Source organism: Streptomyces sp. NBC_00358 (assembly GCF_036099295.1).
GTDB lineage: Bacteria > Actinomycetota > Actinomycetes > Streptomycetales > Streptomycetaceae > Streptomyces.
Genome location: NZ_CP107976.1, coordinates 5,776,105 through 5,790,925, shown reverse-complemented (window position 1 = coordinate 5,790,925; position 14,821 = coordinate 5,776,105). Strand labels below are relative to the sequence as shown.

General features: G+C 71.8%; 14 protein-coding genes. 9 read left to right on the top strand and 5 right to left on the bottom strand.

Going from position 1 to position 14,821, the window contains the following annotated elements; all coding sequences use genetic code 11:
* Nucleotides 1–55: 55 nt before the first annotated feature.
* Nucleotides 56–1,768: an RDD family protein gene (locus OHT01_RS24640; RefSeq protein ID WP_328555290.1), complete on the bottom strand. Its 1,713-nt coding sequence runs from the start codon at nucleotides 1,766–1,768 to the stop codon at nucleotides 56–58.
* Nucleotides 1,769–2,046: 278 nt separating this feature from the next.
* Here OHT01_RS24640 and OHT01_RS24635 point away from each other — a divergent pair, with 278 nt between their 5' ends.
* On the top strand, nucleotides 2,047–2,565 hold the full coding sequence (locus OHT01_RS24635) for an SsgA family sporulation/cell division regulator (RefSeq protein WP_328555289.1): 519 nt from the start codon (nucleotides 2,047–2,049) through the stop codon (nucleotides 2,563–2,565).
* A gap of 90 nt (nucleotides 2,566–2,655) precedes the next feature.
* On the opposite strand, the gene OHT01_RS24630 is transcribed toward OHT01_RS24635, so the two are convergent.
* Nucleotides 2,656–4,071, bottom strand: a complete 1,416-nt coding sequence (locus OHT01_RS24630) for an FAD-binding oxidoreductase (RefSeq protein ID WP_328555288.1) — start codon at nucleotides 4,069–4,071, stop codon at nucleotides 2,656–2,658.
* A 92-nt stretch (nucleotides 4,072–4,163) separates the two neighbouring features.
* Between OHT01_RS24630 and OHT01_RS24625 the strand changes: the two genes are divergently transcribed.
* Nucleotides 4,164–5,885, top strand: a complete 1,722-nt coding sequence (locus OHT01_RS24625) for a tetratricopeptide repeat protein (RefSeq protein ID WP_328555287.1) — start codon at nucleotides 4,164–4,166, stop codon at nucleotides 5,883–5,885.
* Nucleotides 5,886–6,013: 128 nt separating this feature from the next.
* Here the strand turns inward: OHT01_RS24625 and hppD are convergent, their stop codons facing one another.
* Nucleotides 6,014–7,159: a 4-hydroxyphenylpyruvate dioxygenase gene (gene hppD, locus OHT01_RS24620; protein ID WP_328555286.1), complete on the bottom strand. Its 1,146-nt coding sequence runs from the start codon at nucleotides 7,157–7,159 to the stop codon at nucleotides 6,014–6,016.
* Between the two features lie 121 nt (nucleotides 7,160–7,280).
* Between hppD and OHT01_RS24615 the strand changes: the two genes are divergently transcribed.
* The 7 genes from OHT01_RS24615 to OHT01_RS24585 all read left to right on the top strand — a co-directional run bounded on the left by OHT01_RS24615 (nucleotide 7,281) and on the right by OHT01_RS24585 (nucleotide 12,661).
* Nucleotides 7,281–7,751 (top strand): Lrp/AsnC family transcriptional regulator, encoded by a 471-nt coding sequence (locus tag OHT01_RS24615; protein ID WP_328555285.1) that lies wholly within the window; start codon nucleotides 7,281–7,283, stop codon nucleotides 7,749–7,751.
* Nucleotides 7,752–7,774: 23 nt separating this feature from the next.
* The gene (locus tag OHT01_RS24610) at nucleotides 7,775–8,422 is read left to right on the top strand and encodes an ABC transporter permease (RefSeq protein ID WP_328555284.1); all 648 of its coding nucleotides are present in this window, start codon (nucleotides 7,775–7,777) and stop codon (nucleotides 8,420–8,422) included.
* Between the two features lie 109 nt (nucleotides 8,423–8,531).
* Nucleotides 8,532–9,743 (top strand): betaine/proline/choline family ABC transporter ATP-binding protein, encoded by a 1,212-nt coding sequence (locus OHT01_RS24605; protein WP_328558247.1) that lies wholly within the window; start codon nucleotides 8,532–8,534, stop codon nucleotides 9,741–9,743.
* On the top strand, nucleotides 9,740–10,606 hold the full coding sequence (locus OHT01_RS24600) for an ABC transporter permease (protein ID WP_328555283.1): 867 nt from the start codon (nucleotides 9,740–9,742) through the stop codon (nucleotides 10,604–10,606). The genes OHT01_RS24605 and OHT01_RS24600 overlap by 4 nt, the downstream gene beginning before the upstream one ends.
* Nucleotides 10,603–11,571 (top strand): glycine betaine ABC transporter substrate-binding protein, encoded by a 969-nt coding sequence (locus tag OHT01_RS24595; RefSeq protein ID WP_328555282.1) that lies wholly within the window; start codon nucleotides 10,603–10,605, stop codon nucleotides 11,569–11,571. Before OHT01_RS24600 ends, OHT01_RS24595 begins: the two co-directional genes overlap by 4 nt.
* Nucleotides 11,572–11,693: 122 nt before the next feature.
* Nucleotides 11,694–12,320, top strand: coding sequence for an ArsR/SmtB family transcription factor (locus OHT01_RS24590; RefSeq protein ID WP_328555281.1), 627 nt, complete (start codon nucleotides 11,694–11,696; stop codon nucleotides 12,318–12,320).
* A gap of 152 nt (nucleotides 12,321–12,472) precedes the next feature.
* Nucleotides 12,473–12,661 (top strand): hypothetical protein, encoded by a 189-nt coding sequence (locus OHT01_RS24585; protein WP_328555280.1) that lies wholly within the window; start codon nucleotides 12,473–12,475, stop codon nucleotides 12,659–12,661.
* A 24-nt stretch (nucleotides 12,662–12,685) separates the two neighbouring features.
* Here OHT01_RS24585 and OHT01_RS24580 read toward each other — a convergent pair whose 3' ends face one another.
* Together OHT01_RS24580 and OHT01_RS24575 are read right to left on the bottom strand one after the other, a co-directional pair.
* Nucleotides 12,686–13,474 carry a YlbL family protein gene (locus OHT01_RS24580; protein ID WP_328555279.1) on the bottom strand — a complete coding sequence of 263 codons (789 nt, stop codon included), beginning with the start codon at nucleotides 13,472–13,474 and terminating at the stop codon, nucleotides 12,686–12,688.
* Nucleotides 13,475–13,703: 229 nt separating this feature from the next.
* Entirely contained in the window at nucleotides 13,704–14,345 is a 642-nt protein-coding gene (locus tag OHT01_RS24575) for an IclR family transcriptional regulator (protein ID WP_328555278.1), read from the bottom strand.
* Nucleotides 14,346–14,821 lie beyond the last annotated feature (476 nt).

Genomic DNA, 14,821 nt, shown 5'->3' with positions numbered 1-14,821 from the left:
TCGACCGCGAACCCCCCGGCTCCGCATCCGGCGAAGGGCCGTCCGGGGGACGGGATTACCGGGCCGGCCCCGCCACGAAGGTGTGCGCCGCCTTGTCGTGCCAGCACTGGCTCCAGGGCTTGTCGAACAGGCACCACAGGACACCGACGAACCCGAAGAGCAGCAGGCACGGCACGCTGAGGACGAGCCAGCGGACCAGGGCCCGCCCGAAGGCCGGCGGTTCGTGCCCCTCGATGTCGAGCACCTCGACACCGCACAGCTTCTTGCCCGCTGTACGGCCCCACTTGGCGGTCGGCAGTACGTCGTAGAGCAGGCCGAAGAGGAGCAGTACGGCGAGGACGGCACCGAGGCAGGAGGCGGTCGTGCCGTCGACGAGCCAGACGGTGACCTTCTCGCCCGACAGCCGGGCCGCGTCGATCTTCTCGTTGATGTGGTCGACCGCCCTGGTGCCGAGCGGCACGGCGGCCGCCGCGGTGACGCCGGCGATGACGACGGTGTCCACCAGCCGGGCGGCCAGCCGTCTGCCGAGGCCCGCCGGACGGGCCTCCGAGTGCCGGCGCGCGGCCGCCTGGAACACGTCGTCGACCGGCGGCTTCCACGGCGCGACCCGCTGCCCCTCCTCGGCCGGGTCACCCGCGAGCCGGTGCACCTGCTGGGCCCAGGAGGGCTGGCCGCCACCCGCCCCGGGGGCCATGGGGACGGAACCGCCGGGCTGTTGAGGCACGGCGGGGGCGGGAGCCGCCTGGGCGGCGGACGGTGCGGCCGCAGCCGGAGCGGCGGTGTTCCGGGCCGCCTGTCCGGCTCCGGCGCCGCCTGCGGCGGACACGGGAGGCGCGGGGTGGACGGTGGACGCACCGGACACGGCTGCGGATGCGGTGGACGCGCTCCGCGCGGCCGCTGCCGGAGCCGTGCTCCCGCCGCGCGCCCCGCTCTGCTGCTCCGTACGCGGGGAGGGCGCACGGAAGGTTCCGTCGGTCTCGGAGGGAACGGGGCCCTGGGCGCCGGAAGTGGCGGTGGAGTGTCCGGCTCCGGACCGCCCGGTGCCCGCGGCGCTCCCGGTCCCGGGCCCGCCCCCGCCGTCGGCTCCGCCCGAACCCACGTCACCTGTACGGCCCGTACCGCCGATGTCCGCCGTGTCCCGCTCCCCCGCGGACGCCACCGGTCCCGTGGGACGGCGGAAGACCACGGAGCCACCGGACGCCGGGGGCCGGAGGGCGCCGCCGGAGTCGGCGGGCGGAATCGTCGTCGTACCGTCCGCGCGCGCCGCCGCCCCGTCGGGCTGGATCACCGCGTCGGGGGCCCCTCCCGCGCGCGGGACGCGCGGGTCGGAGGCCGGCGCCGTCCCCCAGGACACCTTGCGGTCCTGGTCGCCGCCGAACCCGGACTGCTGGGAGCGGTCGGCGCCCCACGCGGCGGCGGGCTCGGGCCGGCTGCCGTGCTGGGACTCCGCGCGGGTGGCGCGGCGCGGTTCCGGGTCCTCGTCGAAGAAGTGCGGACCCGTCTCCTCCACGGCGGACGTGGTGCCGCCCTGGCCGAGCGAGGCCGGGAACTCGGGGGAGGGTGCCGGGGCGGGTGCCGGGGAGGGCACGTGCGCGGCACGCGCGCCCGCCGGCGGGGCGAGCGCCTCACCGCCCGACGGTGCCGGTCGGCTCGTGCCCGGCACCCAGGCGGTGCCGTTCCAGTACCGGACATATCCAGGGATGGAGGGGTCCGGGTAATACCCTTCGCGGGGTCTGTCGTCACCAGGGGCCGGGGTTGGGGCGCTCATGTCCGTCGTCCCGTATCTGCTCGGGGGTCGTGTTGGGGGTCCACATCTACCAGACCGGCGCGCGCGTGACGGCCGGTCCCGCCGTACCCACTCCTTTCGGGCAAGGTTCCGTCGCGTCTTGCGAGCGGGCTTCCGAGGCTGTGCGCCGTGTGCCCGAAGAACGGTCGAAGCGGGCCCGAAAGATTTCTCCGAACCCGCGTAATGATTCCGGCGCGAGGCGCTCTCCACTCGTACGGGCCCGCCCACAGGACCCGTACGACGAAAGGAAGCGCATCGACATGCACACCGTGGTGGAACGCGAGCTGGAGCTTCATCTCGTCCTGTCGCCCGAGCACAGCATCCCCGTACCGGCCCGCCTCAGTTACCGCGCCGACGACCCGTACGCGGTCCGCATCACCTTCCACATCGGCTCCGACCATCCCGTCCACTGGACGTTCGCCCGTGAACTGCTCGTCGAGGGGGTGTTCCGGCCGTGCGGCCACGGCGATGTACGGGTGTGGCCGACGAAGGTCGGCGGCCGGGGGGTCGTGCTGATGGCGCTCAGTTCCCCCGACGGCGACGCGCTGCTCGAAGCGCCCGCCGCGCAGATCTCGGCCTGGCTGGAGCGCACCCTCAGGGCTGTCCCCCCGGGTTCCGAGGCCGAGGCGCTCGGCATCGACGCGGGTCTGGCCGAGCTGCTCGCGCCGTCCCGGAGGCTCTCGGCCTCGCTCGACCAGGGCGGGGCCCCGTCGCCCGACGAGCTGTGGCTGCGCGACCCGTGGCCTTCGGACGAGTCCGTCGAGGGTGAGCAGCCCTGACGGGTCAACGGACGGTGACGGCGACGGTGACTCGGACGGGGACGGTGGAGAGGCCCGGCGGGTCCGAGGGCGGTGAGGAGCCCTGGAGTCTCAGAACAGCTTGCCCGGGTTCAGGAGGCCCAGCGGGTCGAAGGCCGTCTTGATCGCCCGCTGCATCTCCACGCCCACCGGGCCGATCTCGCGGGCCAGCCACTCCTTCTTGAGCACGCCCACGCCGTGCTCGCCGGTGATCGTGCCGCCGAGTTCCAGGCCGAGGGCCATGATCTCGTCGAAGGACTCGCGGGCGCGCCGGGACTCGTCCGGGTCGGTGGCGTCGAAGCAGACCGTGGGGTGGGTGTTGCCGTCGCCCGCGTGCGCGCAGACGCCGATGGTCAGGGCGTACTTCTCGGCGACGCGCTCGATGCCGTCGAGCATGTCGCCGAGCCGGGAGCGCGGCACGCACACGTCGTCGATCATCGTGGTGCCCTTGACCGCTTCGAGCGCCGTGAGTGCCAACCTCCTTGCCTGGAGCAGGAGTTCGGACTCGGCGGCGTCCTCGGCGGGGACCACCTGGGTCGCCCCCGCGGCCTCGCAGAGAGCGCCCACCAGCGCGAGGTCGGCCGCCGGGTCGTGGGTGTCGAAGGCGGCGAGCAGCAATGCCTCGGTGGTCTCCGGGAGGCCCATGTGCGCGAGGTCGTTGACGGCCTTGACGGTCGTACGGTCCATCAGTTCGAGCAGGGACGGCACATGGCCGCCCTCCATGATCCGGCAGACGGCGTCGCAGGCGGCCCGAGCCGACCCGAACTCGGCGGCCAGGACGAGCTGTTGGGGAGGCTGCGGCTTCAGCGCCAGGATCGCCCGTACGACGATGCCGAGCGAGCCCTCGGAGCCCACGAAGAGGCGGGTGAGGTCGTATCCGGCGACACCCTTGGCGGTTCTGCGGCCGGTGGACATCAGCCGTCCGTCGGCGAGGACGACCTCCAGGCCGAGGACGTACTCGGCCGTCACCCCGTACTTCACGCAGCACAGGCCGCCGGAGGCCGTGCCGATGTTGCCGCCGATGGTGCACGTCTCCCAACTGGAGGGGTCCGGCGGGTAGTACAGGCCGTGTTCGCCCACGGCGCGGGAGAGCGCGGCGTTGACGACACCGGGTTCGACGACGGCGATGCGGTCGACCGGGTTGATCTCCAGGATGCGGTCCATCTTCACCAGGGACAGCACCACGCAGCCGTCGGTGGCGTTGGCCGCTCCGGACAGGCCGGTGCGGGCGCCCTGCGGGACGACCGGGACGCGCAGTCCGGTCGCGACGCGCATGACGTGCTGGACCTGCTCGACGGTGCGCGGCAGGACGACCACGGCGGGTGTCCCCGCCTCGCAGAAGCTCGCCATGTCGTTGGCGTAGGAGGCCGTGACGTCCGGGTCGGTGAGGACGGCCTCGGCCGGCAGACCGCTCAGCAGACGGTCGACGAGGCTGCCGGCCGCTGCCGTGTCCTCATCGCGCGGGGCTTCGATACGGCTCATGATCACAGGGTCGCACCCGGGGCCATCGGTGTGAACCCCATCCGCGCGGGGCTTCGCGTGCCGGGGTCCGGTCTTCGTATTGACGCACAGTGAGCGGCATGGAGATCGAAGAGCGACAGCCGGTGCCCGCCGGGTCCGGACGCGCGGAGCCCTCCGGCGCCCGGCCCGAGGAGCCCGTCGGCGAGCGGTCCCCGGAGCCGTCCGGTCCGCGCCGTCCGCCGCTCGCCCGGCGCGCGCTGATCGGCACGGCCGTCGGCTGTGCCGTGCTCGGCGGTGTGCTGGTGCTGCTGCCCTCGGTGGGGCGGGGCGGGGCGCCGCGGCCCGCCCCGGGTCCGCCGGCGCGGGCGGTGACCGCCATGGGAGCCGGGGTGCCGGCGGCGCTGCCCGATCTCGCGGCACTCATCGACGACCGCGAGGCCCGGGTGCGGGCCCGTCCGCGCGACGACGTGTCGTGGGCGGTCCTCGGCGTCGCGTACACGGAGCGTGCGCGTCGGACGGCGGCGGCCGCGTACTACCCGAAGGCCGAGAAGGCCCTGCGCACCTCACTCGGCCTTCGCCCGAAGGACAACGTGGCGGCGCTGGACGGCCTCGCCTCCCTCGCCGACGCGCGGAGGGACTTCCGGGCCGCGAAGCAGTGGGGCGAGGCGGCCCTGAAACTGTCGCCGAAGCGGTGGACGACGTACGCGACGCTCGTCGACGCCTGCACCGGGCTCGGTGACTACAAGGCGACGGGCAAGGCTCTCGGCAAGCTGCTCGACCTGCGTTCCGGGCCGTCGGCACGGGCTGTGGCCTCGCGGGTGTACCGCGACCGCGGCAGCCGCGAGGACGCCGCGGCGGCGATCTCGGACGCGGCGGCGGGCGCGGCGACCCCCTCCGAGCAGGCGGCCTTCCTCCGGCAGGGCGGTGACCTCGCGTGGGAACGCGGTGACCTCCAGGAGTCCCTGGACCACTACCGGGCCGCGATGAACACCGACGCCGACGGCTACGACGCGCTGGCCGGGCAGGGGCGCGCGCTGGCGGCGCTCGGGCGCACGTCGGAGGCGCTGCGCGCGTACAGGACGGCGCTCGCCAGGCGGCCCACGCCGCGTTACGCGCTGGAACTGGGCGAGCTGTACGAGAAGCTGGGACTCGGCGGTGCCGCGCGCGTGCAGTACGACCTGCTCCGGGAGCTGGTGCGGCGGGAGACCGCGGACGGCGTCGACGACGAACTGGTCCTCGGGCTGTTCGAGGCGGACCACGGCGATCCGCGGGCGGCGGTGCGGGCGCTGCGCGCCGAGTGGCAGCGCCAGCCCGGCATCGCGGTGGCGGACGCGCTGGGCTGGGCGCTGCACCGCGCCGGGGAGGACGAGGAGGCGCTCGGCTTCGCCGTGCGGGCCACGGACGCTGAGCACGGGGGCGGTGTGCGCAGCGCGCCGTACGCGTATCACCGGGGGCGGATCGAGCGGGATCTGGGGCTGTCCGGTCCGGCCCGCCGGCATCTCGCCGAGGCCCTGCGGATCAACCCGTACTTCTCGCCGCTGCTGGCGCCCGCGGCTCAGGAGGCGCTGGCCGCGCTGGGTGAACCGCCGGCCGGGGGTCCGCCGGACGACGCGGCGGAGTCCGGGGAACCGGACGGATCCGGTCAGCCCGGTCCGTCCGGTCCGTCCGGGCAGTCCGATCCGTCCGATCCGTCCCGGCAGTCGGAGGGGTCCGACGACGCGGCGGGAACGGCGGGCGCGGCCGGGTCCTCGGGGGTGGCGGGTTCGCCGGCGTCGCCCGGCGCCGGCTCCCTCGGCGCGGCGGTCCCGCCGACCGAGCCGGCGCGGCCCTCCGCGCGCTGAACGCGGGAACGGACGTACCAGGGAACGGACGACGGACGTGCCAGGGAACGCACGTGTCCGGTGCACGCCGCTCGGCGCGCACCGGGCACGTAGGACTCGGCCGGCCCTCAGGGGGCCCGCCCCAGGGCTCAGAGGTTGCCGCGCTTCTCCTGCTCGCGCTCGATCGCCTCGAAGAGGGCCTTGAAGTTGCCCTTGCCGAAGCCCATCGAGCCGTGCCGCTCGATCATCTCGAAGAAGACGGTCGGACGGTCCTGGACCGGCTTGGTGAAGATCTGGAGCAGATAGCCGTCCTCGTCGCGGTCGACGAGGATCTTCAGCTCGCGCAGGGTGTCGACGGGGACGCGGGTGTCGCCGGCCCACTCGCCGAGCGTGTCGTAGTAGGAGTCGGGGGTGTCGAGGAACTGGACACCGGCCGCGCGCATGGTGCGTACGGTCGCGACGATGTCGTTCGTGTTCAGCGCGATGTGCTGGACGCCCGCGCCGCCGTAGAACTCCAGGTACTCGTCGATCTGGGACTTCTTCTTGGCGATGGCGGGCTCGTTGATCGGGAACTTGACCTTGAGCGTGCCGTCGGCGACGACCTTCGACATCAGCGCGCTGTACTCGGTCGCGATGTCGTCGCCCACGAACTCCTTCATGTTCGTGAAGCCCATGACCTTGTTGTAGAAGGCGACCCACTCGTTCATCCGGCCGAGTTCGACGTTGCCGACGCAGTGGTCGATGGCCTGGAAGGTGCGCTTGGCGGGCGGCTCGACGATCGGCGCGGCGGCCACGTACCCAGGCAGGTAGGGGCCGTCGTAGCCGGTCCGCTCGATGAGCGTGTGGCGGGTCTTGCCGTACGTGGCGATGACCGCGAGGACGACCGTGCCGTTCTCGTCCTTCATCTCGTACGGCTCGGCGAGCGAGCGGGCGCCGTGCTCGACGGCGTACGCGTGGGCGGCGCGCGCGTCGGGGACCTCGATGGCCAGGTCGACGACGCCGTCGCCGTGCTCCGCCACGTGCTCGGCCAGGAAGTGGCCCCAGGTGGTGGCGGGCTTGACCACCGAGGTGAACACGAAGCGCGCCGAGCCGTTCTCCAGGACGTACGAGGCCGTCTCGCGGCTGCCGTTCTCCGGTCCGGAGTACGCGACGAGCCGCATGCCGAAGGCCGTGGAGTAGTAGTGCGCGGCCTGCTTGGCGTTGCCGACGGCGAAGACGACCGCGTCCATTCCCTTGACCGGGAAGGGGTCGGCCTGCCGGGCGGTGTCGGGAGTGTGGTGTGTGGTCTGCGTCATGGCCGCAGACTCCCTCCGATCCGCAAGGTGCGCAATAGTTCGCTTGTCGACTGAACAATGTGTGCAGTGAAGGACCCGGACCGGGGGGCTTTCTGTACATGATGACCATCTCGGAGGCCCCGTGGCGATCGATCATCTGGACGGGCGGCTGCTCCTGCTGCTGGCGCGGGAGCCGCGTATCGGGGTCCTGGAGATGTCCCGGCGGCTCGGGGTCGCGCGGGGCACGGTGCAGGCGCGGCTGGACCGGCTTCAGTCGAACGGAGTCATCCGGGGCTTCGGTCCGCAGGTCGACCCGGCGGCCCTCGGCTATCCGGTCACGGCGTTCGCCACGCTCCAGATCAGGCAGGGGCAAGGGGCGGACGTACGCGCCCACTTGACGACGGTGCCCGAGGTGCTGGAGCTGCACACGACCACCGGCGGCGGGGACATGCTGTGCCGGCTGGTGGCCCGCTCGAACGCCGATCTCCAGCGTGTGATCGACCGGGTTGTCGGATTTGATGGCATCGTCCGGGCGTCCACGGCGATCGTCATGGAGAACCCGGTTCCGCTGCGGATCATCCCGCTCGTGGAACAGGCGGCGACCGAGCACTGAACCGATGAGCGGGGTGACGTGGCGTGAACTTCTGGCAGTACCTGAGCAGCCGCCACGAGCAACTGCTCACGGACGCCTATCAGCATGCCAGCGCGGTCTTCCAGTGCATGGTCGTGGCGACCCTGATCGGCGTGGTGATCGGTGTCGTCACCTACCGCAGCGACTGGGCGGGCAACCTGGCCACCACGACGACCTCGGCCATTCTGACCATTCCCTCGCTCGCCATGATCGGTCTGCTGATCCCGATCGTCGGGCTGGGCGTCCCGCCGACGGTGATCGCCCTGACGCTGTACGGGCTGCTGCCGATCGTGCGCAACTCGATCGTCGGGCTGCGCGGGGTCGATCCCGCGCTGGTCGACGCGGCCACCGGGATCGGGATGTCCCGCACGGCCCGGCTGATGCGCGTCGAACTGCCGCTGGCCTGGCCTCCGATCCTGACCGGCATCCGGATCTCCACCCAGATGCTGATGGGCATCGCGGCCATCGCGGCCTACGCCTCCGGGCCCGGCCTGGGCAACGAGATCTTCCGCGGCATCAGCTCGCTGGGCAGCAAGAACGCGCTCAACCAGGTGCTCGCGGGCACGGTCGGGATCATCATCCTCGCGCTGCTCTTCGACGCCGCGTACGTCCTGCTCGGCCGGCTGACCATCCCGAGGGGAATCCGTGCCTGAGACCGCCGAGACCACCGAGGACCCCGCGGGTGCCGAGGGCACCGGAGGCGCCGCGGACAGCGCGGGCACCGCGGCCGGCGGGGGCGCGACGGCCACCACGGGCGCCACCATCGAGCTGGAGAACCTCACCAAGCGCTACCCCGGCAGCCGCGACGCCGCCGTGGACAGCGTCAACATGGAGATCAAGGCGGGCGAGCTCGTCGTCTTCGTCGGCCCGTCCGGCTGCGGCAAGTCGACCACCCTGAAGATGATCAACCGGCTGATCGAGCCGAGCGGCGGACGCATCCGGATCGGCGGCGAGGACGTCACCGACATGGACCCGGTGAAGCTGCGCCGCAAGGTCGGCTACGCGATCCAGTCGTCCGGGCTCTTCCCGCACATGACGGTCGCCCAGAACATCGCGCTCGTGCCGAGGATGACCGGCTGGCCGAAGGCACGGATCAAGGCGCGGGTGGAGGAGATGCTGGACCTGGTCGGGCTCGACCCGGGCGAGTTCCAGGGCCGCTATCCGCGCCAGCTCTCCGGTGGTCAGCAGCAGCGCGTGGGCGTGGCGCGGGCGCTGGCCGCGGACCCGCCCGTGCTGCTCATGGACGAGCCGTTCGGAGCGGTGGACCCGATCACCCGCGACCATCTCCAGGACGAGCTGATCCGGCTCCAGCACGAGCTGCACAAGACGATCGTCTTCGTCACCCACGACTTCGACGAGGCCATCAAGCTGGGCGACCGGATCGCGGTACTGCGCGAGCACTCGCACATCGCGCAGTTCGACACCCCGGAGGCGATCCTCACCAACCCGGCCGACGACTTCGTGTCGGGGTTCGTGGGCGCGGGCGCGGCCCTGAAGCGGCTCAACCTCAGCCGCGTACGGGATGTGGAGATCACCGGCTGTCCGACGGTCACCGTCGACGATCCGCTCCAGGAGATCTTCGGCAAGCTCCGCTCCAGCGGTACGAACGAGATCCTGCTGCTCGACAAGCGGGGCCGCCCCTACAAGTGGCTGCGGCGCGGGGATCTGATGCGGGCCAAGGGCTCGCTCGCGCGGGCGGGCACGCTGGTGCACGACACGGTGACCAGGGACGCCACGCTGCGGGACGCCCTGGAGGCGGTGCTCACGGACAACTCGGGCCGGGTTCCGGTCACCGGGCGGCGCGGCGAGTACACCGGCGTGGTCGACATGGAGACGCTGATGAACTCGGTGCACGAGCTCCTGGAGGCCGACCGGCTGGAGGCCATGGAGCACCAGCACGAGTTGGAGGAGGCCCGCGCCCACCAGACCCAGTTCGAGCAGGAAGGCGTCGACGACGGGGAGGCGAAGGCGTGAGCACGCCGCCCACGGCCCGGCGCCCCGAGGGCGAGCACGAGGTCAAGGGGGTCGCCTTCCGCGACGACGGCGAGGGTGACGGCGAGGGCGAGCGGGAGGCGCCGCCGCCGCACGCGCCCCCGAGACGCCGGATCAGCTGGCAGAAGCTGACCTTCCTGCCCGCCGTACTGATCGCTCTGCTGCTGGCCACCTGGATCTGGTTCCAGCAGGCGGACCTCGACGCGATCTCCAAGAACGCCCTGTCGAACGGCCAGGTGTCCAAGGCCCTTTGGCAGCACATCCAGTTGACGCTGATCTCCACGTTCTTCGTGCTGATCATCGCGATCCCCTCGGGCATCCTGCTGACCCGCAAGGCGTTCCGGAAGCTGACCCCGATCGCGATGACGATCGCCAACATGGGGCAGGCGACCCCGGCGATCGGCCTGCTGGCCCTCCTCGTGATCTGGCTCGGCACGGGCGAGAAGTCGGCGCTGATCGGCATCACGATCTACGCGATCCTGCCGGTCCTCTCCAATACGATCGCCGGTCTGAAGGCCAACGACCCGACCCTGCTGGAGGCCGCGCGCGGCATCGGCATGTCGCCGCTGGGCGTGCTCGGCCAGGTCGAACTCCCGCTGGCCGTACCGCTGATCCTCGCGGGCGTCCGGACGGCGCTGGTGCTGAACGTGGGCACGGCGACCCTCGCCACGTTCGGCGGAGGCGGCGGTCTCGGCGTGCTCATCACCACCGGCATCACCACCCAGCGCATGCCGGTCCTGGTCCTGGGCGCCATCCTCACCGTCGCCCTCGCGCTCCTTGTGGACTGGCTGGCCTCGCTGGCGGAACTGCTGCTGCGGCCGCGCGGGCTGGAGGCGGGGACATGAGGAGGGCGCGCGCCCACGCGGCGCTGGCCGCCGCCCTCGTCCTGGCGTCCGCGTGCGGGCTGACCAGCGGTTCCCCGATGACCGACAACGTCAAGCCGGGCACCATCGGGCAGGGCGAGCCGCTCAAGGGCGCCGACCTCACGGTGGCGTCGAAGGAGTTCACCGAGCAGTTGATCCTGGGCGCGATCATGGGCATCGCCTTCCAGGCGGCCGGCGCGAAGGTGGTCGACCGCACCGGCATCCAGGGGTCGATCGGCGCGCGCGAGGCGATCAAGAACGGCGACGCGGACGCCATGTACGAGTACACGGGCACCGCGTGGATCACGTACCTGGGCAACAGCGAGCCGATCCCCGACCCGCAGAAACAGTGGCAGGCCGTGCACGACGCCGACCCGAAGAACGGGGTCACCTGGCTGCCGCCGTCCGCCCTCAACAACACCTACGCGCTCGCCATGAACCAGGCCAACTTCAAGAAGTACGGCACGAGGACGCTGTCGGACGTGGCCGCGCTGTCGAAGTCCGACCCGAGCGCGGTCACCCTGTGCGTGGAGAGCGAGTTCGCCAACCGGGCCGACGGACTGCCGGGCATGGAGAAGGCGTACGGGATGGACATCCCCGCGAAGAACATCACGCAGATGGACACCGGGATCATCTACACCCAGGTGAAGAAGGGGAGTTGTACGTACGGGGAGGTGTTCACCACCGACGGGCGCATCAAGTCGATGAACCTGGAGGTGATGCAGGACAACAAGAAGTTCTTCCCGAACTACAACGCCGCGCCCGTGATCAACTCCAAGGCCCTGAAGAAGTATCCGCAGATCGCCGAGGTCATCGAGCCGGTGACGAAGAGGCTGAACAACACGGTCGCGCAGGACCTGAACGCCAAGGTGGACGTCCAGGGCCAGGACCCGCACGAGGTGGCCCTGGACTGGATGACACAGGAGGGCTTCGTCAAGCAGGACTGAACCGGGCTACGGGGCTTGCGACTTCGCGGGGTGGGGCGGGACCGGGTCGGCGGGCGAGGTCCAAAGAAGTAGTTGCAAAGAAACCGTTGCAAGGGATTCTTTGCAGCGCTATCTTTGTACACATGACGGAGCAGCCCCCGCTTCCCCCGGAAGCACCTCAGCCACCCCTGCCGCCCGAGCCCGGGCAGCACCGCCGCCTCGACGCCCGCTCGCTGCGCGGTCTCGCCCATCCCCTGCGCATGGAACTGCTGAGCAGCCTGCGCCGGAAGGGGCCGGCCACCGCGTCGATGCTCGCCGAGCGGCTGGGCGAGTCCAGCGGGGCGACCAGCTACCACCTGCGGCAGCTCGCCGCGCACGGCTTCGTGGAGGACGCCCCGGAGCGGGGCAAGGGGCGCGAACGCTGGTGGCAGGCGGTCCACCAGGGTCTGGACTTCGGCGAGGACCTCTTCGTCGACCCGGACCCGGCGGTGCGCGGGGCGGTCGACACGTTCCTGCACGAGGTCGCCACCACGCACGCGCGTGAACTGTCGACCTGGCTCGGCACCCGGGACGACTGGTCCGAGAAGTGGGCCCGTTCCCACGACATGAGCGACTTCACGATGCGGCTGACGCCCGCGCAGTCGCAGGAGCTCATCAAGAAGATGCACGACCTGCTCGACAGCTACTGCGCCGTCGAACGCCCCGAGGACGACCCCGAGGCGGAGCGGGTGCGCTTCCACACCCACGTGTTCCCGCAGGCCTCCGACTGATCCGCCCGATCCGCCCGGTCACGGGCCGCGCCCTGCCGCTCGGCCCGTCCGACCGTCCGGCCACCCGGCCGCTCAGGTCGGACAACCCGCAGCACCCGCACGTGACTCGCACGACCACATCGACTCGTTCACACCGAAGAGAGGTCAATTCGATGCACCCGGACACCAGTCTCCAGTTGCAGCACGCGCGCACCGCCACCCTGCGTGCGCAGGCGGACGCCTACCGGCTCACGGCCGAGACCAGGAGCCCCCGTCGGCCGCTGCGCGCCCGGGTCGGCTGGACCCTCGTGGGGGTCGGCCTCCGGCTGGCCACCGCGCCGCGGCCGGCCGCGGCCTGCTAGTTGGTTAGTTAGATAGCCAGTTGGCTAGCAGCTCGGAACCGAGCCCTTGTCCTTCTCCAGGGCCACCAGGGAGTTCACGGCACCCTGAAGGGTGGTCACCGGGACCAGCCGGAGCCCCTTCGGCAGCTCCGCCTTCGCGTCCGAGCACTCCGCCTTCGGAACCAGGAACACGGTCGCGCCGTCGCGGCGGGCCGCCTGGGTCTTGAGGGACACGCCACCGACCGCGCCCACCTTCCCGTCGGCGTCGATCGTCCCCGTACCCGCGACGACACGGCCGCCCGTGAGGTCGCCGCCGCTGCCGTCGCCGTCCAGCTTGTCGATGATGCCGAGCGAGAAGAGCAGTCCCGCGCTCGGTCCGCCGACGTCGGCGAGCTTGAGCGTGACCTTCACGTCGCCCTTCTCGTGCAGATACCCCAGCGCCGCCTCGGTGGCACTGTCCTGGGACTGCTTCATCTCGTTCGCGTTGTGCTGCTCGATCTCCTTGACGCTGCCCCCGCCCGGGTAGACCGAGTCACGGGGCATCACGGCCTTGTCCGTGGCGAACCAACTGCTGAGCACGTCACCGAGGGAGACGCTCGCGTCCGGGCCGGTGGCCTCGATCGTCGTCATCCGCAACTGACCGCTGGTCTTCCGGGTGGGCGCTCCGGTGATCGTGATCACGGGTTCGCCCTTGTTCTCGCCGAGGACGTTCGCCGTCAGGCCGGGCTGCGCCAGGGAGAACGGCAGCGGCGCGAACACCGCCGTGGCGAGCAGAGCCACGACGGGGAGGGCGCAGATGGCGACGGCCTTGGGGCGCGTGAGGCGAGAGAGCACGGGGTCAATCTAACGTCACCACCCGACGACACCTCCGTACAGGTCCCACGGACGGCCCGCGCGCAGGGGCCGGGTGTGACAGTCCGGGTCTCCGCGGTGCGGAGCGAGGGTGAGGCCGCGAGGGCCGGGCTGCGAGGGTCCGCGGTCCGGAGCGAGGGCCGGGCCCCGCGACCGAGGGCACGGGCGACAGAGGGACGGACGCCTGCGGGCCGGTTGACGGGAGGCGGGGTCAGCGCAAGGCGTCGGCCACCTCTCGGGCCGCGTCGACCACGCGCGGTCCCACCCGCTCGGGCACGGCGTCCGCCAGCATGACGACCCCCACGCTGCCCTCGACCCCCGTCACCCCTATCAGCGGGGCCGCGGCCCCGCTCGCGCCCGCCTCCAACTCCCCATGGGTGAGCGTGTATCCGGGCTCCCCCACCGGGGCCTGCCGGGCGGAGAGGATCGCGCGGCCCGCGGCCCCCCGGTCCAGCGCGTGCCGGAAACCGGCGCGATAGGCCACGTGGTAGTCCGTCCACGTCGGTTCGACGACGGCGACGGCGAGCGCTTCCGTCCCGTCGACCAGCGTCAGATGAGCCGTGGCCCCGATGTCCTCGGCGAGCGCCCGCAGTGCGGGCAGCGCGGCCTCCCGTACCAGCGGATGCACCTGGCTGCCCAGGCGCAGCACGCCGAGCCCGACACGGGCACGGCCGCCCAGGTCACGTCGTACGAGAGCGTGCTGCTCCAGTGTGGCGAGCAACCGGTACACCACGGTCCGGTTGACGCCCAGTTTGCTCGACAGCTCGGTGACGGTCAGCCCGTGATCCGTATCGGCGAGCAGCTTGAGGACACGCAGTCCCCGGTCGAGCGTCTGAGAGGTCTCCGCGGTCACGACGCCCACTCCTTAGTGGTGAGGTCGACGGCCCCCGCACGGCGGATGCGTCACCGAGTCCCGTCGGCGACGCGCTTCAGAGGCCGCCGGTCGGCCGGCAACCCGGGCTCTTCCCGGGTGCAGTCGCTTCACGGCTGCGCTCCGCGGCGGCGCTGCCACGGGGCGTGTGCGTAGCGGGACAGTAGCGAGCCGGTCCGCTCAGCGGAAGTCTCCGTCCAGAATCCGGGCATCGGCTGGTACGGACTGATTCCGTTTGTCCCAGAACGTGGGGCGTGCGCAACGCGGCGTACACCGCCTGCATACGCAGCGCACGGGCCGAGCCGCACGCCTCCCTGGACAGAACGCGCCCCTCCCTCGGTACGAGTTCGGCACCCCGTCCGCCGGTTCCGGATACGACCGTTCGCGGGGACGACCGTTCGCGGATACGACCGGTTCCCCATGTCGTCCTGCCACCCCGACCATGGGACGCCACGGCA

Bases quoted from the DNA above. Each gene is read 5' to 3' on its own strand.
- OHT01_RS24640 (WP_328555290.1), bottom strand. From the start codon at position 1,768: ATGAGCGCCCCAACCCCGGCCCCTGGTGACGACAGACCCCGCGAAGGG.
- OHT01_RS24635 (WP_328555289.1), top strand. From the start codon at position 2,047: ATGCACACCGTGGTGGAACGCGAGCTGGAGCTTCATCTCGTCCTGTCG.
- OHT01_RS24625 (WP_328555287.1), top strand. From the start codon at position 4,164: ATGGAGATCGAAGAGCGACAGCCGGTGCCCGCCGGGTCCGGACGCGCG.
- hppD (WP_328555286.1), bottom strand. From the start codon at position 7,159: ATGACGCAGACCACACACCACACTCCCGACACCGCCCGGCAGGCCGAC.
- OHT01_RS24595 (WP_328555282.1), top strand. From the start codon at position 10,603: ATGAGGAGGGCGCGCGCCCACGCGGCGCTGGCCGCCGCCCTCGTCCTG.
- OHT01_RS24590 (WP_328555281.1), top strand. From the start codon at position 11,694: ATGACGGAGCAGCCCCCGCTTCCCCCGGAAGCACCTCAGCCACCCCTG.
- OHT01_RS24585 (WP_328555280.1), top strand. From the start codon at position 12,473: ATGCACCCGGACACCAGTCTCCAGTTGCAGCACGCGCGCACCGCCACC.